At 28.7% G+C, this 16,088-nt stretch carries 23 protein-coding genes; all 23 read left to right on the top strand.

The genetic code is table 11. The features are described 5' to 3' along the window. The first annotated feature begins 33 nt into the window (after nt 1–33). Complete coding sequence (locus J2Z24_RS10450; RefSeq protein ID WP_035149164.1) at nt 34–549, top strand: hypothetical protein; 516 nt, start codon at nt 34–36, stop codon at nt 547–549. 185 nt (nt 550–734) lie between these two features. Next, nucleotides 735–1,124, top strand: coding sequence for a hypothetical protein (locus tag J2Z24_RS10445; protein ID WP_035149166.1), 390 nt, complete (start codon nt 735–737; stop codon nt 1,122–1,124). Between the two features lie 11 nt (nt 1,125–1,135). Further along, entirely contained in the window at nt 1,136–1,588 is a 453-nt protein-coding gene (locus J2Z24_RS10440; RefSeq protein WP_111947660.1) for a phage tail terminator family protein, read from the top strand. Continuing rightward, complete coding sequence (locus J2Z24_RS10435) at nt 1,588–2,667, top strand: phage tail sheath subtilisin-like domain-containing protein (RefSeq protein WP_035149171.1); 1,080 nt, start codon at nt 1,588–1,590, stop codon at nt 2,665–2,667. Before J2Z24_RS10440 ends, J2Z24_RS10435 begins: the two co-directional genes overlap by 1 nt. Nucleotides 2,668–2,681: 14 nt before the next feature. Continuing rightward, the gene (locus tag J2Z24_RS10430; RefSeq protein WP_035149172.1) at nt 2,682–3,119 is read left to right on the top strand and encodes a phage tail tube protein; all 438 of its coding nucleotides are present in this window, start codon (nt 2,682–2,684) and stop codon (nt 3,117–3,119) included. A 180-nt stretch (nt 3,120–3,299) separates the two neighbouring features. Next, the gene (locus J2Z24_RS10425) at nt 3,300–3,719 is read left to right on the top strand and encodes a phage tail assembly chaperone (protein ID WP_035149174.1); all 420 of its coding nucleotides are present in this window, start codon (nt 3,300–3,302) and stop codon (nt 3,717–3,719) included. A 23-nt stretch (nt 3,720–3,742) separates the two neighbouring features. Continuing rightward, on the top strand, nt 3,743–3,919 hold the full coding sequence (locus J2Z24_RS10420; RefSeq protein WP_156950254.1) for a hypothetical protein: 177 nt from the start codon (nt 3,743–3,745) through the stop codon (nt 3,917–3,919). A 35-nt stretch (nt 3,920–3,954) separates the two neighbouring features. Further along, nucleotides 3,955–5,550 (top strand): phage tail tape measure protein, encoded by a 1,596-nt coding sequence (locus J2Z24_RS10415; protein WP_035149175.1) that lies wholly within the window; start codon nt 3,955–3,957, stop codon nt 5,548–5,550. A gap of 14 nt (nt 5,551–5,564) precedes the next feature. Next, entirely contained in the window at nt 5,565–6,173 is a 609-nt protein-coding gene (locus J2Z24_RS10410) for a LysM peptidoglycan-binding domain-containing protein (RefSeq protein ID WP_035149176.1), read from the top strand. After that, on the top strand, nt 6,170–7,165 hold the full coding sequence (locus tag J2Z24_RS10405) for an XkdQ/YqbQ family protein (protein ID WP_035149178.1): 996 nt from the start codon (nt 6,170–6,172) through the stop codon (nt 7,163–7,165). Before J2Z24_RS10410 ends, J2Z24_RS10405 begins: the two co-directional genes overlap by 4 nt. Before the next feature lie 3 nt (nt 7,166–7,168). Beyond that, nucleotides 7,169–7,534 (top strand): DUF2577 domain-containing protein, encoded by a 366-nt coding sequence (locus J2Z24_RS10400; RefSeq protein WP_035149180.1) that lies wholly within the window; start codon nt 7,169–7,171, stop codon nt 7,532–7,534. Continuing rightward, complete coding sequence (locus J2Z24_RS10395; RefSeq protein ID WP_051593329.1) at nt 7,531–7,962, top strand: DUF2634 domain-containing protein; 432 nt, start codon at nt 7,531–7,533, stop codon at nt 7,960–7,962. The genes J2Z24_RS10400 and J2Z24_RS10395 overlap by 4 nt, the downstream gene beginning before the upstream one ends. Continuing rightward, on the top strand, nt 7,955–9,139 hold the full coding sequence (locus tag J2Z24_RS10390; protein ID WP_035149183.1) for a baseplate J/gp47 family protein: 1,185 nt from the start codon (nt 7,955–7,957) through the stop codon (nt 9,137–9,139). The genes J2Z24_RS10395 and J2Z24_RS10390 overlap by 8 nt, the downstream gene beginning before the upstream one ends. After that, nucleotides 9,139–10,461, top strand: a complete 1,323-nt coding sequence (locus tag J2Z24_RS10385; protein ID WP_035149185.1) for an Ig-like domain-containing protein — start codon at nt 9,139–9,141, stop codon at nt 10,459–10,461. Before J2Z24_RS10390 ends, J2Z24_RS10385 begins: the two co-directional genes overlap by 1 nt. Before the next feature lie 7 nt (nt 10,462–10,468). Further along, nucleotides 10,469–11,383: a putative phage tail protein gene (locus J2Z24_RS10380; protein WP_035149186.1), complete on the top strand. Its 915-nt coding sequence runs from the start codon at nt 10,469–10,471 to the stop codon at nt 11,381–11,383. Nucleotide 11,384: 1 nt separating this feature from the next. Then, entirely contained in the window at nt 11,385–11,765 is a 381-nt protein-coding gene (locus tag J2Z24_RS10375; protein WP_035149188.1) for a phage tail-collar fiber domain-containing protein, read from the top strand. A gap of 11 nt (nt 11,766–11,776) precedes the next feature. After that, a complete protein-coding gene (locus tag J2Z24_RS10370) occupies nt 11,777–12,448 on the top strand; it encodes a hypothetical protein (protein WP_035149189.1) in 672 nt (223 codons plus the stop codon). A gap of 10 nt (nt 12,449–12,458) precedes the next feature. Beyond that, on the top strand, nt 12,459–12,722 hold the full coding sequence (locus tag J2Z24_RS10365) for a hypothetical protein (RefSeq protein WP_035149191.1): 264 nt from the start codon (nt 12,459–12,461) through the stop codon (nt 12,720–12,722). A 50-nt stretch (nt 12,723–12,772) separates the two neighbouring features. After that, nucleotides 12,773–12,922 carry a hypothetical protein gene (locus J2Z24_RS10360; RefSeq protein WP_162175685.1) on the top strand — a complete coding sequence of 50 codons (150 nt, stop codon included), beginning with the start codon at nt 12,773–12,775 and terminating at the stop codon, nt 12,920–12,922. Between the two features lie 100 nt (nt 12,923–13,022). Then, nucleotides 13,023–14,081 carry a baseplate J/gp47 family protein gene (locus J2Z24_RS10355; RefSeq protein WP_241396564.1) on the top strand — a complete coding sequence of 353 codons (1,059 nt, stop codon included), beginning with the start codon at nt 13,023–13,025 and terminating at the stop codon, nt 14,079–14,081. 3 nt (nt 14,082–14,084) lie between these two features. Continuing rightward, entirely contained in the window at nt 14,085–14,984 is a 900-nt protein-coding gene (locus tag J2Z24_RS10350; RefSeq protein ID WP_173680457.1) for a hypothetical protein, read from the top strand. 3 nt (nt 14,985–14,987) lie between these two features. Next, complete coding sequence (locus J2Z24_RS10345) at nt 14,988–15,605, top strand: YmfQ family protein (protein ID WP_027624379.1); 618 nt, start codon at nt 14,988–14,990, stop codon at nt 15,603–15,605. An 11-nt stretch (nt 15,606–15,616) separates the two neighbouring features. Then, complete coding sequence (locus J2Z24_RS10340) at nt 15,617–16,087, top strand: hypothetical protein (RefSeq protein WP_035149194.1); 471 nt, start codon at nt 15,617–15,619, stop codon at nt 16,085–16,087. The last annotated feature ends 1 nt before the right edge of the window (nt 16,088 follow it).

Here is a 16,088-nt window from a genome sequence, read left to right as displayed (position 1 = left end):
AACAAAAAGTTTACTAATGGAGGGGTAATTGTTATGAATAAAGAAATTTTAAAAAGAACTGAAAAAATATTATATAAATATTATTATCATATAAAAACTATAGAAAAATTAAAAAATCAAGTAGTGATTCTTTGGAAACAAAAAGAAGACATAGAAAAGGATATTCAAAATAGCAATATTACTTTAGAAGGTGGAATTAGAAGTGTAAGCTATGGGGAAAAAGTTCAAACTTCATTTGATAGTACAAGCTATGCAGAAAAGGAAGCAATAAGAGCCATAGAGAAATTAGAAAAAGAATTAGTATACAAAAATCAAAGAATATTAAAATTACATACTAGAATAAGAGACATAGAAGTAAATATAGGAGACATTAATTACAATATAAATTTATTAGAAGAAGAGGATAGAAAATTTCTAAGATATAAGTATGGAGATAATAAATCTATAGAACAAATATCTATTATTTTTAATATGTCTAGAGCTACAGCTTATAGAAAGAAGGACAATCTAATAAATCATATGGCCAGTTTAATAGGTATATTAAAATAGATAAGACAAAAGTGAGATTAACATAAGACAAAAAGCTATAAAATCTGTGTTATTATAGTATTGTAAAAGATTATAAAAAACAAAAGCACTTAGCAAAAGCTAGGTGCTTTTATTTTATGGGAGGTGATTAAATTGAATGTTTATAAAAAAGTTTAACTTATAATGAAGAAGAGGAGTTAAATTTTATGTATGATTTTTTTACAACAGAAGATTTAGAATTATGGGAAGAAGATTTACAAACACATTTAAGAAAGATAAGTTTTGAAGAAGAAACATTAAAGTTAGAAAAGCAAGCTAATATACTAGAAGATAATATTAGAAATTTTATGATAAGTTATGGTTTAAAGCTTAATATAATAAGTAAAATTTTAAATAATAATTCAATTGAGATTTTGGTACAAGTAGATGATGACAAAGGAAGTAATAATGGACATATTGTTTATGATGATTCTACTAAGCAGTATAAATTTATACTTGGAAAACATTTTATTGAAAAAGGATTGCAAGTTTCTGAACCCATGATTTTAGATGAATTAGACAATTGGATATCAAGTTTATTAGATGAACTTAGATAGTAGGTGAATGTATGAAAGAATTACTTACAACAATATCAAAAAAGATATATGATGAATTTCAATATCCAGCATATATTGAGAATTTAGATGAAGGTATAAAAAGACCTTCTTTTTTTATTTACATTATAAATAATACACAAGAGGACAGAAATAGATGGACATATGAAGATAGAACTTTAATACAAATAGTTTATTTTTCTAGTTTAGATAGTAATAATAATCCTAAAAAATTAGAGCAAATAGATGTTATGGAAAAACTCAAGAAACTATTTTCAACTTTATTTATAAAAGCAGGAGATGAAATAGTAAATATTCTAGGCATTGATGTAGATTACACAGAAGATAAAGATATATTTTTACAACTTAATTTAAGCAAAATTGGATTTAGGGAAGATGAGTGGAATAGAATTCATAAAAATGTAGACAAGATGAAAGAAATAAATATAAGGGAGAGTGAAGTTTAATGGGATTACCTAATATAAACATAATTTTTAAAACAAAGGCCAATAGTGCTATTCAACGTGGAGAAAGGGGAATAGTTGCTTTAATAGTTAAAGATAGTGCTAAATTAAATAAAAAAGCTATTATAATTACAGATATTAAAGATGTTCCCGTAGAATTATCTGATGAAAATAAGGAACAAATAGAATTAGCTTTTTTAGGAGGAGTTAAAGCGCCGAAGAAAGTTATAGTATATGTCTTACCTGCGGATTCAGCGGACTATAAGGAAGCACAGAATTATTTAGAAACTGTAAAATGGGATTATTTAGCTATACCTAATATATCTGAAGAAGACTCTATGAAGATAGTTGCTTGGATTAAAGGACTTAGAGACAACAAAGATATAAAAGTAAAAGCGGTTTTACCTCATACTAGTGCAGATCATGAGGGAATAATTAATTTTGATACGGATGATATAAAGGTTAGAAATAAGATATATAGCTCTACACAGTATTGTGCAAGAATAGCAGGACTACTAGCTGGTATGCCGTTAACTATGAGTGCTACTTATTTTACATTACCCGAAGTTGAAGATGTACCTCATTTAACTAAAGAGGAGTTTGATAAATCTATTGACATAGGAAAGCTTATATTAATAAATGATGGAGAGAAAGTAAAAATAGGAAGGGCTGTGAATAGCTTAACTACTATAACTCAAGAAAAAGGAGAGGACTTTAGAAAAATATTAATAGTTGATAAAAATGATATGTGGCATGATGATATAAAACGAACTGTAGAAGATAACTACTTAGGAAAGTATGCCAATACTTATGACAACAAAATTCTACTTATAACTGCTATACAAGCTTATAATGATCAATTGGCTTTAGAGAGATTATTAGATAATTCATCTACAGACTATAATAAAGTTTTCATAGATGTATATGGACAAAAAAATTATTTAAAATCTATAGGAATAGATGTGGATGATATGAAAGAACAAGAAATAAAAGAATTTAATACAAAAGATAAAGTATTTATAGCAACAAATTTAAAATGGACAGATGCTATGGAAGACTTTAATATAAATGTTTCTATTTAAGGAGGTAATATAATATGGCTTATGATGCTCAAAAAACAATATCAGGAACTCACGGTGAATGTTGGATAGATGGAGAATATATTGGAGAGGTTATGGGATTAGAAGCAAAAGTAACCTTAACAAAAGAAGAAGTAAAAATGTGCAAATCTATGGGAAAGAAATACAAAGTTACAGGATTTGAAGGAAAAGGAACACTAAAAATGCACAAGGTTAATTCAAGAATGATAAAAAAATTAGCTGATTCAATAAAAGAAGGAAGAATGGTAGTTTGTACAATAATGTCAAAATTATCGGATCCAGATAGCCTAGGTGCTGAGAGAATAGTAATAAAAGATGCTACCTTTGATGAAATTAAATTGGCAGGTTGGGAAGCAAAGAAAATAATAGAAGATAGTATGCCATTTACTTTTTCAGATTATGAAATATACGATTGGATAGAACCAGAAATGTAAACTGGTTCTATTTTTATCTGATGACTACTTGCGCTAATACTTCCATCTTCTTCAAAGTGGGAGTAAAGAGGGGCTAAGTCCCTGGATAATTTAGATTTTAAAAATTATTTAAAGGTGTATCTGTCCTTATGTACAGCATTAGGACAGATAGCCATGATATAAATATGAGGAGGAATTAATATGAACAAAAACGTTGTAGATTTATTATTAAAATCAGATATAAGTAAAATAAAAAGACCAACAAAAAAGGTTAGGATAAAAAGCTTAAGTGATTCCTTTGGAGAAGATGTAATATTTACATTACAGGCAGTGCCTATGTCTGTATATAATTCAATTCAGGAAAGTGCTGTATCTTTAACAGATGATGAAATAAATAATATAGATACAAACAAGATACAAATATTAACAGTATTGGAGGGGGTAAAAGAGCCTAATTTTAAATCAAAGGAACTTATGGAGCATTTTAAAGCTCATACACCTAGTGAGCTATTAGAAATGATGTTTAATGATAAGCCAGGAGAAATTGCTGCATTATATAGAGAAATAAATGATTTAAGTGGTTTTAGCAAAGGCGTGGTTGAAGAAATAAAAAACTTATAAACTCTGATGGTGAAGTCAAAATAATGTATTATCTTTGGAAAACAAAAAGAATAGATAAACCGTCAGATTATTGGAATATGAATATTGGTGACAAGCTTGTATTAAAATCCTTTGTTATAAAGGAACAAGAAGAAAGATATAAGGATATTAATGACTTGAAGGATAAAGAAGTAGCAATATTTCCGGTAAGTATAATATAAAAAAATTATATCACTTAATAAAGTGAGGTGAGATTTTGAACAGAGAACTAAATGTAAAATTAAAATTAGATAATGGTTTGTATTTAGAAGCAATGAAACAAATTATTGATACAACATCTATATTTAGAGATGAAATAGATAAAGTAAAAGACAAGTTAAATGAACTTTCATCAATTAAGACAGAAATAGAAATAAATCATAATGCAGAGGAAGCTACTAATAAAATACAAGAAGTCATAGATAGAATTCAAAAGCTAAAAGAAAATAGCCAGGTTACCATTGATATACAGAGTAAAGTAAGTGAATTAAAAGAAGAGAAAGAAGATGAAGATAAATATAAAGACATAATAGAGAATACTAAGGCTGTATATGATAATACCATTGGAACAGCAAAGAAGGATGAGGGAAATAGAGAAATGCTAACTTATTCATTAGGTAGTAAAGAAAAAAGTGGAGAAGCTATGAATTGGATTAGTAACCAGAATTCATCTGTTTCAGAAGAAGAATTAATGAAAGGTATTATACAAGCTAAAAATTCAGGATTAGATTATAAAAAAGTTGTATCTGCAGCAGCGGATACCTCTGCAGCCACAGGTAAAAGTTTTTCAGAAGTTATGGATGTCATAATGAAAGTAAATGAAGGAAAAGCAAATGAAGTAAGGGATCAACTTAAAGCTATGGGAATAAATGAAAGTCAATTAAAGAATATGCCTGGCGTTAAAGTTAACAATGGAGGAAAAATAAAAGGAAATCCTAATAAAGTTACTCAGGGAATTGTAAACAATATAGGACAGAGATATAGTGGTGCATCAAGGACAACAACTAATGGTTTACAGGCAGCAAGAGGTACTATGCAAAACACTAGATTAAATATTGGAAGAGTTTTAAATTCAGGAAGTAATAATAGTCAAATTAATGCATCAGGAAATGTTTTTAAAAGGTATTTTAAAAATGTAGGAACTGGGTTTAAGCAAATAAGAGATATTAGTAAAATAGCATGTAAGGGGATTATTAAGTCAGTAGGTCAGGTATTTTCTATGGTATTAACCAATCCAATAGTAGGAGTTATATCACTTATTATAGGAATGGTAGTACTTCTTTATAAAGCATGGACTGAAAATTGGGGAGGAATAAGAGATAAATTCCAACCAATTGTTGATACTATAAAAAAGGCCATAGATAGTATAAGTCCAATTATTCAAAAGGTAATTGATATTATAAGTAAGCTTTTAGGAATAGTGTTGGAAGTATGGGATGCTGTAACAGGGTTTTTATCAAACCCAATACAAGGGGTTATAGATATTGTTGCTAAGGTGAGAGGAAAAGGCGAAGATACTAGTAGTACAAGTAATGTAAAAAGTAATGGTAAAAGTAGAGCTGGTAATAATGCACTAGGTACAAGTTATTGGAATGGTGGAATCACTTGGGTTGGTGAAAATGGTCCTGAACTTATAGACCTTCCAAGTGGATCACAAGTATTTGATAATAGAACATCAAAAAATATGATGGGAAATAACTTTTCTATACCAAAGCTTGCAGATACCATAGTCGTTAGAGAAGATGCTGATATTGATAGAATAGCCAATGCTTTAGCTAGAAAATTAAAAACTACTAGCATTAATATGGCGTAACAGGAGGTATATACATGGAATTTTGGATAAAACAAAATAATATTAGTTTTCAATTTCCAGTACCACCTGAAAGTTTTGAAATATCAACTGGAAATTCTAATACTACAGTTGTTGTGGAAGATATTGGAGAAATAAATCTTCTAGGGAAAGCAAGACTTGAAACAATTACTTTAAGAAGTTTTTTACCCAATCAAGATTATGATTTTTGCCAATATCATACTTTCCCTAAACCATATGAATGTATAGCTCTTATAAAGGAAATTATGGAAAAAGGCCAGGTAAGATTTATTATAACTGATACAGATATAAATAAAATATTTTATATTGAAAATTTCACATATGGTGAAAAGGATGGTACTGGAGATGTATATTTTACCATTGAGTTTAAAGAGTTTAAAAGAATAAATCCTTTGGTAAAAGCTGTAAATGGGGGAATAACTAATGCAAATAAAAGGCTTGTTAATAAATATACCCCAAAAGTGTATGTGGTAAAACCAGGAGATAATCTATGGAAGATTGCAAAATCCTTTTATGGAAATGGTAATAAAGCTGATTACTTAGCCAAAAAAAATGGCATTAAAAATCCTAAAACTATGAAAATAGGGACGGTTCTTTACTTATGATTAAAATTTATGCAGAGTACAATAAAAAGTACATTACAGATATAACACCATTTTGTAAATCAGTTTCAATATCAGGAGATAAAGAGCAATGTTCTAGAAGATTAGATGTTAGTTTATTTTATAGTATATTTGATAGAAATCATGAGAAAACTCAAATTAATCCAGGAACAAAGGTTTGGGTAATTTTAAATGGAGAAAAAATATTTTCAGGTATAGTTTTTGATAGAAGTTTAAGTTCTTCTAGCCAAGAAATACAATTTACAGCTTTTGATTATCTTATTTATTTACTTCAAAATACAGTTACTTATAATTTTAGTAAAATGCCAGCATCTAAGGCTGTAGAAAAAATAATAAAGGATTTAGGGATTAAATTTAATAGAATACCTAATATAAATATTCCAATAACAAGACTTATATCAGATCAAAGTGCCTATGAAGCCATTATGCAAATATATACTGAAATATATAAACAAAATGGCAAGAAATATATACTTGTTGCAGATGATACAAAAATAAGTGTAATAGAAAAAGGAGCAGTTGTAACTGACTTTGTAATAAAGAGTACTAGAACTGATAGTGAAACAAATACAGTTTTAGGACTTGAATATAAAGATACTATGTCTAATATGGTAAATAGAGTAATGATATATGATGATAATGGAAAATTTATAGGTAAAGTTGAAGATCCAAAGTTATTTTCTTATTATGGAATATTGCAAAAAACTTGCCAAAAGGAAGATGGAAAAAGTCCATACGCTATGGCTAAAACTATGCTTCATGGAATAGATAGAGATATAAGTATTGAATCCATAGGCAATTGGAGTTGTAGAACAGGATATGCAGTAAATACTAAAATATTTTATTTAGATAATTTACAAACCAATATTCTTTATATAGATGGCGATACTCATACTTGGGAAGTTGCTACGGGAAAATATACAATGAATCTTACATTGAATTATGAAAATAAAATGGATATAAAGGAGGGATAGGCTATGCAGGATCCATTTGTTGAATTAGTAAATATTATGAAAGAGAAAGGAGCGGCTTATAACCCTCCTTCTATTGAAATTGGTAAAGTTATATCTAGTAATCCTTTAATAGTAGAAGTAGGAAATTTGCAGCTTACTAAAAATAATTTTATTGTGGCTGATTATTTAGTAAATGAGTATAAAAGAAAAATTACAATTCCTCGTTCTAGGGCAGAAGGTACAGCAGGAGAGCATTCTATAAGTGAAGTAGGTATAAAAGATGGAGAAATAATATATAAAGATGGGTTGAAAAAAGATGATAAAATAGCTATGCTCTCTACACAGGATAGACAAATTTATATAATACTTGCAAGGGTGGTGACACTATGAGTATATTACCAGAAATAAATTTAGATATAGATAATATTATAAAAAGTTCTGAAGAAAATATTTTGCCTTTATTTAAGGAATATGCTTGGGATTTTGAAGAAAATAAATTTATATATGAAAATGGTAAAATGAAAGTTTTAGAAGGAAAAGAAGCATTAAAGGTATGGATTTATAAAGCTTTGAATACTCCTAGATTTAGATATTTGGCATATTCTTGGGACTATGGGCACGAATTTGAGAATTTGATAGGACAAACATTTAGTAAAAAAGTGCTACAAAGTGAAGGTAAGAGATATCTGGAAGAATGCTTGATTGTTAATCCATATATAATAGCTGTTAATAATATACTTGTAGAAGTTGATGGTGTTAAAGTAACCATTAATTGTGTAGTAGACACTATATATGGAGAGGTGAATATAAATGTATAGTGAAAATGAACAGATAATATTAGAACGTATGTTAAATAAATTACCTAATGATTTATTTAAAGGAGAAGGTTCTTTTTTTTATGACAATCTTTCTTCTGTAAGTATAGAATTAGCAGAAAATAAAAGAAATCTTGAAGATATTTTAGAAAAGGCTTTTCCTCAGACTTCCTATGGAGAATTTCTAGAAAAATTAGCAGCTTTACATGGAGTATTTAGAAAAAAAGGTGAAAAGGCAAAAGGTGCAAAATTTATATTTGAAGGTATAGATGGAACTTTAATTCCAAAAGGAACTTTAGTTCAAACCGTAAGTGGCTTACAATATTGTACTTTAGATGATGTAACTATATGTGAAAGAACAGCAGTTGTCAATATAGAATCAGTTGAAGAAGGAGAATTATACAGAGTACCGGAAAATACAATAACAGTATTACCAGTACAAATTTTAGGGGTAAGCAAGGTTTATAATGCTACTGCTGTAGAAGGCGGCAGTGAAAAAGAAGATGATGAAAGTTTACGTAATAGATTGCTCCAAAAAGCACAATCCCCACCAGCTTGTGGAAATAAGCAGGACTATATAAATTGGGCTAAAGAAATTGAAGGAGTTAAAAATGCTAAAGTAATTCCTCTTTGGAATGGGCCAGGAGCTGTAAGGGTAGTGCTATATGGTAAAAATGGAGAACCTATAGATAATTCTCTACTTAACAAAGTAAAAAAATATATAGATGCTGAAAGTGGTGATGGAGAAGGTAAGGCACCAATAGGAGCTAGTGTAACAATTGCTACTTCCGTATTAAGAGCTGCAAATATAAGCATAGTTAATTTAACTAGTGACAATATGGATATTGCTATGAAAAATATCGAAGAAAACATTAATAATTATTTCGTTGAATGTTTACCAGGTACTGTAATAAAGTTGAAAGACATTGAATCAATTATAACAAACACTAAATATGTAAAAGATTATTCATATATTTTATTAAATGAAGACATTAGAAATGTATTTATGGATGATGAGAGTAAACCTATTTTAGGAAATATAGATTATAGAGAAGACAGTAATGCTACAGTGCCAAGTGCATTAAATAAAATAGTAGTTATACAAAGCTTTGCTAGTCTAGATAATGTAATTCTTAAACATGGAATTTATGCTCCGAAAGAGGGTGGTATAAAGTGTTGATGAGATACGAAAAATATACAATTCAAACGTATTATGGAGAGTGGTATCCACCAATTACAAGAGATATATTTGATGTACAAAATATTTCTGATTCATATTCTACAAATGGATATGCTAGTTATAATTTTCAAGATGGTAAATTCAACTTTCAAGGTCTTTCACCTATAACAATTTCTGTTGTAGAGGGAGAAAATGATCAAGGAGTATATACCCAATATTTTAATGAATTTAATGAAAGATATATTATTTTTATAAGAATATTAGGAGATACAAGACTTAATAATTTAACTATTAATGCTTATCGTGAAAGGGCACGCAGAAGTTCTAGGAAAGAAAGAGGGACTTATGTAGAAACTATTATAGCGGAAAATGGAACATATCCAGATGACGGCACAAAAGTTGGCTTCTGGTGGGTTAAGAAAGGGCCTGTTAATATGCCACCTATTATAAGTGGAAAAGATAGCAATATAGGTAATAAATATTCTCCATTTGATATTAAATATAGTATAAATGATACAGATGATACAAGTTTTACAGTGATGGAAATGATAGATGGGATTAATTTAAAAACATTTACAGCTAATAAAAATACAGAATATAAGTGTACTATACCTGACAAAATATTCTATTCACTTACAGATGGACAGCATACAATAAAGATTGAAGTAGAGGATAGTGCAGGCAACAAAGCTACGAGAATGTGTGCATTTAATAAGATATACATTGCACCAGTAATTAGCGGTAAGAATGAAGATATAGGGCTTAAAAATAGCTCCTTTGGGGTTAAATATACAATGACCTGTGACAATCCAGAAGCTAATACTTTTACAGTAGAAGAACGATTAGATGATTTAATCCTTCGTAAATTTGATGCAGTAAAAAATATTGAATATACAGTAGCAGTTCAAGATTCTACTTTCTACAAATTAGAAAATGGACAGCATACAATAACAATAAAAGTGCATGACAAAGGCAATATAGTAATACGTCAATATACTTTTACTAAGAATGAAAAATCAATCCAGATACAATTAAGTAAAGTAATTGATATAGATAGACAAGGAAAAAGTATATTAATTACACCGGAATGGAATGGTATTGATGGAAATGAGATTAAAGTGGAAGTAACTAATAATGCATATGATTTAGTTCCAACATGGGAGGAAGCTACCAATGCAGTTAAAAGTGGTAAGGAATATATTTTTACAAACAATATGAAAACTGCTGATAAATGGGGAATCAATATTCGCTTTCTAATTAATAAGATTAGTAATACTGGGGTTATATTAATTAAAGGTTTTAAAGCTGAAGTTATTATATAGGTGATATATGAGTAGCTATAATAATCTAACTACTTATATACCATCTTTTATTTTACAAGATAAAACTTTTGATTATAACCTTAAAATTATAGGAAGTGAATTAGATAAATTAAATGTAGATACAAGTGATTTAGAAAGACAGTTATTTCCTGAAACTTGTACATGGGGAATTGATTTTTGGGAGAAATTTTGTGGCATCAATAATAGAGATAAGCCATTAGAACTTCGAAGAGAATTAATTATAACTAAATTTTCATCAACCAATATGATTACTAAGAATAAACTTAGAGAAATAATAAAAAGTTACACTAAAGATAATGGATCTGATATTATATATTATTTCAATAAATATATGTTTGCTATAAGATGTAATATTGATTCATATACAAAAGGATTAAGTAAATTAATAGAAGAAATTAAGCCGGCACATTTAGTTTATTTTTTTATATTTACAGTAATGTTATTAAAAAATAAAGAGAAATTTGAAGGTGAAGTAGTTAATAGATTATTTTTAAATTTTAGAGGTAATGTGCCATTACTTTTAGATGGTGGCTGGTTATTAAATGGACAATATAGTTTAGATGGTTATAAAAACTATCCTAAAGACCCTATTACCGTAAAAGCAAATAATATCTTTAATATAATTACATCAGAATATTTTAAATCAATATTAGGATTTTTTATTAAAGAAAACTTAATCACTACGGAGCTTTTTAAAAGCTCTTTTTTAGTTAATAAATTTTCTTCAAACTCTTTTAATAATACAGTAGTTAAAAGTAAGATTAATTTTAAAATAAAACAAAATGAAAGTTTTACAAAGAACACACTGACAATAGAAAAAAACTTATGGTTTTTAAACGGAAAGTACAATTTAGATGGTACGAAAATACTAAATTCAGAAATAAAAAGGGAGGAATTATAATATGGCAAATGCAGTAACAACAAATAAAGCAAGAGAAAAAATGGTGAAGGCTAGAGCAGGCGATAAGGTCTTATCTAAAATTACTCATATGGTTTTCGGGGATGGAGGTATTGGCAAAGATGGTAAAGCTGTACCTCCAAATAGTTTAGATAATAGTTTAAAACATGAACTGTTAAGAAAACCTATAGATAGACATAACTATCCTGTATCTACTACTTGTAGATATTCATGTAAATTGCTTAAAAATGAAATCGCTGATAAAAATATAAATGAAATGGGATTAGTTGATACAGATGGGGATATAGTAGCTATAAAAACTTTTGGTAATAAATATAAAGATGCAGACATGGAAATGATATTTGAAATTGATGACGAATTTTAGGAGGTGTATAAATGTTTAACGAAAGTATAGAAAAATTTACTACCAATACAAAAGGACATGCAGAAGAATTTAATAAAAGGCTAGATAAATTAGTTGAAAATGATAAATATCTTAATTCACAAATATCTACGGTATCAACAAATGTAGGCACAGCACAAACTACAGCTGAAGCTGCTAAAAAAAGAGCTGATGAGGCTTTTCAGTTTGCCAGTAATGGTAAGAACTTTTGGGTAGACGTTATTGGCAACCCGTTAGCTTACGCGGATACTTTTGCTACCCTAAAAAATAAAACGCAGGCATTAAAAAATGTTTTGGTAAAAAATCTAAGTGCTAAAGGGCAACAAAGTATTGGCACAGAAGATTTAGAGAGGTTAATTAATAAAATTCTAAATATAAATATTGGAAAAAGGACTTATACCTCTACTGGTGATGTTGGAATGATACCAGGGAATACTTATAAAATTGTTAATATTGCTACTTTGCAATTCACGCCTTATTTAATTGTAATATTAAATAATCACTGGGGTTGGGTTGGATCAAAGCTTGAAAGTATATATATTAAAGGATTAGAAGAAAATAGTGGTATTAAAGTAGATTCAAATAACACAGTTTCCTATAACTTTAATAATGGTGGAAGTAGTTCACCTAAGTATGGCGAATACAGATTTATAGCATATGAATAGGAGGATTAATATGCAAGGAAGAAGATTAATTGTAGATAAAACTAATAATAAAACCTTAATGATGTGGGGAGAAAGTGAAATTGAGCAAGAGAAGATTGGAGAGTTAATATGTATAGAATTACCTGTTGGCAAATATAATGATGAATTTAATAAACTTAAAAATGGAATTAATTCAATTAAAGTAAAAAGTTTTGATACATGTGAATTAGAATTTGAACTTATAGAGCATATAGAAACAGAAGAAGAAAAGTTAAAAGAGAAAGGGCAGAACTAGAAAATCAACTGCTTTTACAAGCAGATAATAATTTTATAATGGAAGTTAATATGGTAATAGTAAGGATATGTGCAGAGAGGATAGTTAATGGAGGGCTAAATCCAAAAACACAAAAAACTTATGTGCTTGATGATGTAACTAATACAGATTATAGAAAAGCTATAGAGGATTATATCTTAAAGAGTACAATAGATGCTTAAAGGTTAATACATTTATAAGAAAAATATTTCAAAATATATAAATTTAAAACAGCTCTAGCATATAATTGCTAGAACTGTTGCTACTAGGAGGTGAATGTATTTGTACAAAGAATCCGATGAAGAAATAAGAAATAGAATGTTTAATAAGGTTCCAAATGATTTAAATAAATCACAAGGTTCTTTTTTTTATGATGTTTTTTCTCCTATAAGTCAGGAATTAGCACAGGTTAAAACTAAACTAGATGAAATATTAAATAGAGTTTTTATAAAAAGTGCTATCAAAAATGGATATAGTGAGGAAATAGAAATGAGAGCCTTGGAAAGCGGCATCTCTAGAAAAACAGGAACCTATGCCTTAGGAAAAGAAACCTTTATGGGGATTGATGATACTTATATTCCAGCAGGAACCATAGTGCAAACTGAATTAGGATTACAATTTAAAACTTTAAAGGATGGAACTATTACTAATGGAGAAGCAATTATTCCCATACAGGCGTTAGAAGTAGGGTCTATATATTTAGTAGCAGCTAACACTATTAAAGAACTTCCAGTTCAAATTTTAGGAGTTGCAAAAGTAACAAATGAAGTTTCCACAGAAGGGGGAACTGATATAGAAGATGATAATAGTTTGGTAGATAGATATTTTAGCAAGATACAAAAACCAGTTACATCTGGAAATGACAATCATTATAAACAGTGGGCTTTAGAGGTACCAGGAGTTGGAGGAGCAAAAGTATTTCCACTTTGGAGTGGGAATGGAACAGTAAAGATAGTTATTGTAGATGAAAACAAGAAAGCACCAACGGAAAATTTAATTAAAAAAGCCTATGAATATATAGAAAAAAATAGACCTATAGGAGCGAAAGTTACTGTTATAGGGGCAAAGGAAAAAGCTATCGACATAAGTGCAAGTATAACATTAGCTAATAATTACAATATAGCACAGGTTCAAGAAGAATTTATATGTAAAATCAACAATTTGTTTAAAGAAATAGCCTTTAATGATACCTATGTAAGTTATGCAAAATCAAGTAATTTACTTTTAAATGTACCAGGGGTTTTAGATTATATGAATTTTAAAATTAATGGTGATATAAAAAATATAGGACTTGAAGATGAAGAAATACCTGTATTAAGACATATAACTTTGGAGGTGTAGATAATGTATCCCAAAGAAATAGATAAATTTAATGATAAGTTAGATAAGATAAATGGCAATACTTACAGCATTGAAGAAGAAGTTACTTTAACAGATGGAATATATGAGGAAGAACTTAAACATGGCAATGTAATTAGTTCTAGTGTAAGAGTTTTTACAGCATCAAAGCTAACAGGTGAAAAAATAGAAAATTTTATACTATCAACTCCAAGTAATGCTCCATGGAAAAAGATAATAAAAATATTTTCTAAAACATCTAAAGTATATATTACCTATGAAACACAAGGAGATACAGTTGAGGCAGAGGATATTAATATTGTTCAACAAAGCATTGCAAATACTCAAAAAGAAATAGATAGATATAAAGATTTCAATGATTTAGAAGTAAGGAACTTGAAAAATACCACTAACTTACTTGAAAAAAGTAAATCCGATAAAACATATGTAGATACAGAATTATTAAAAAAAGCTGATAAAGATAATATATTTACTAAAGAGGAAGTATTACAAAAGATAAATAACTTAATAGGTACAGCACCAGAAACTTTAGATACTTTTAAAGAAATTGCAGATGCACTAGGAAATGACCCTAACTTTGCTGCAACAATAATGAATTTACTAAGTAGTAAAGTTGATAAAATACAGGGAAAAAATCTTTCTTCAGAAGATTATACTCTATTAGAGAAGCGAAAACTTGCAGCAATACAAGATAATGCCAATAACTATATACACCCATCAACACATCCATCCTCTATGATTACAGGACTTCATTATGTTGCATTTAGTGGGGATTATAATAGCCTTAGGAATAAACCTACATCACTTCCACCAGCTCAGCATAATCACGACGATACCTACATGAAAAAAGGTTCCGTAACTTGGAATAACCTAAAGGGGGTGTAATAAGTGTATGGCTCTATAAAGTATGGTACTAACCAGTATGGAAATGAATTTGCAATAACAGAAGAAGAAATTGAATTATATAGACCAGATTTATTAGCATATTTACCACCAGCTTTACGACAGGTAAAAGAATTTAAAGTATGGAATAATGCAGTAGGATATGAATTAGCCTTATTAAATTGGCAAAAAGAAGATTTAGTTAAACAATGTTTTATAGATACTGCCACTTGGGGATTAAGTCTATGGGAAGAAGAATATGCATTATCTACAGATATAAATAAATCCTATGAAGAAAGAAGAGAGATTCTAAAAGCTAAAAAAAGAGGAACAGGAACCATTACAAAGCAATTTATAAAAGAAGTTGCTCAAACTTTCAGTGGTGGAGAGGTAGAAATAATAGAACATGCGGAAAACAATTATTTTATAGTTAAATTTATAGGTGTAAAAGGAATTCCAAGAAACCTAGCTGCGTTTAAAGACATGCTAAATTTAATAAAACCATCCCATTTATATTATGATTTCCAGTATACATGCACTGTTTGGAATAAAATTAAGGAATTAAATTTAGTATGGGATAAAATTAAAAATAAAACATGGGATGAAATAAGAGTCTATGAATAGGAGGGATAGAAATGAAACTTACAGCTAATTATGGATTAAGAAAACCAGATGGAAATGATGCAGTTAACATTGAGGATCTTAATTACAATGCTGACATATTAGATAAAAAAGTAAAAGAAGTTGAAAGTAATGCGGGAAGTGTTAAATCTGTAAATGGGAAAACAGGTGCGGTCGTATTAAATGCAGCAGATATAAAAACAAATTCTGGAACTTCAGTTGAGTTGCAATTGGCTGATATTATTCAGCAACAAAAATTCTATATAAAAAAGTTCGATACTGATGAAAATGGTATAGACACAAGAGTTGAAAAATATAGACTTAATGGAACTCTATTAGAAAAATCAGTATTAAGTGGTGGAGTGTCTCCGAATTATACTACTAGAACAATTACTTTTTACACAGTAAATGGAATTACAGTTACTGATACAATTATTTTAACCCAAATATATTTTGATAACGAATGGAAAGGAGAAAAACTATAAA

The sequence above is a fragment of the Clostridium tetanomorphum genome (assembly GCF_017873215.1).
GTDB lineage: Bacteria > Bacillota > Clostridia > Clostridiales > Clostridiaceae > Clostridium_AO > Clostridium_AO tetanomorphum.
The sequence above is the reverse complement of the archived record's forward strand: the minus strand, read 5'-3'. Positions and strand labels throughout refer to the sequence as shown.

Excerpts from the sequence above, each read along its gene's own strand:
- J2Z24_RS10450 (WP_035149164.1), top strand. The coding sequence starts at position 34 with ATGAATAAAGAAATTTTAAAAAGAACTGAAAAAATATTATATAAATAT.
- J2Z24_RS10445 (WP_035149166.1), top strand. The coding sequence starts at position 735 with ATGTATGATTTTTTTACAACAGAAGATTTAGAATTATGGGAAGAAGAT.
- J2Z24_RS10440 (WP_111947660.1), top strand. The coding sequence starts at position 1,136 with ATGAAAGAATTACTTACAACAATATCAAAAAAGATATATGATGAATTT.
- J2Z24_RS10435 (WP_035149171.1), top strand. The coding sequence starts at position 1,588 with ATGGGATTACCTAATATAAACATAATTTTTAAAACAAAGGCCAATAGT.
- J2Z24_RS10430 (WP_035149172.1), top strand. The coding sequence starts at position 2,682 with ATGGCTTATGATGCTCAAAAAACAATATCAGGAACTCACGGTGAATGT.
- J2Z24_RS10425 (WP_035149174.1), top strand. The coding sequence starts at position 3,300 with ATGAACAAAAACGTTGTAGATTTATTATTAAAATCAGATATAAGTAAA.
- J2Z24_RS10420 (WP_156950254.1), top strand. The coding sequence starts at position 3,743 with ATGTATTATCTTTGGAAAACAAAAAGAATAGATAAACCGTCAGATTAT.
- J2Z24_RS10410 (WP_035149176.1), top strand. The coding sequence starts at position 5,565 with ATGGAATTTTGGATAAAACAAAATAATATTAGTTTTCAATTTCCAGTA.
- J2Z24_RS10405 (WP_035149178.1), top strand. The coding sequence starts at position 6,170 with ATGATTAAAATTTATGCAGAGTACAATAAAAAGTACATTACAGATATA.
- J2Z24_RS10400 (WP_035149180.1), top strand. The coding sequence starts at position 7,169 with ATGCAGGATCCATTTGTTGAATTAGTAAATATTATGAAAGAGAAAGGA.
- J2Z24_RS10395 (WP_051593329.1), top strand. The coding sequence starts at position 7,531 with ATGAGTATATTACCAGAAATAAATTTAGATATAGATAATATTATAAAA.
- J2Z24_RS10390 (WP_035149183.1), top strand. The coding sequence starts at position 7,955 with ATGTATAGTGAAAATGAACAGATAATATTAGAACGTATGTTAAATAAA.
- J2Z24_RS10385 (WP_035149185.1), top strand. The coding sequence starts at position 9,139 with ATGAGATACGAAAAATATACAATTCAAACGTATTATGGAGAGTGGTAT.
- J2Z24_RS10380 (WP_035149186.1), top strand. The coding sequence starts at position 10,469 with ATGAGTAGCTATAATAATCTAACTACTTATATACCATCTTTTATTTTA.
- J2Z24_RS10375 (WP_035149188.1), top strand. The coding sequence starts at position 11,385 with ATGGCAAATGCAGTAACAACAAATAAAGCAAGAGAAAAAATGGTGAAG.
- J2Z24_RS10370 (WP_035149189.1), top strand. The coding sequence starts at position 11,777 with ATGTTTAACGAAAGTATAGAAAAATTTACTACCAATACAAAAGGACAT.
- J2Z24_RS10365 (WP_035149191.1), top strand. The coding sequence starts at position 12,459 with ATGCAAGGAAGAAGATTAATTGTAGATAAAACTAATAATAAAACCTTA.
- J2Z24_RS10360 (WP_162175685.1), top strand. The coding sequence starts at position 12,773 with ATGGTAATAGTAAGGATATGTGCAGAGAGGATAGTTAATGGAGGGCTA.
- J2Z24_RS10350 (WP_173680457.1), top strand. The coding sequence starts at position 14,085 with ATGTATCCCAAAGAAATAGATAAATTTAATGATAAGTTAGATAAGATA.
- J2Z24_RS10340 (WP_035149194.1), top strand. The coding sequence starts at position 15,617 with ATGAAACTTACAGCTAATTATGGATTAAGAAAACCAGATGGAAATGAT.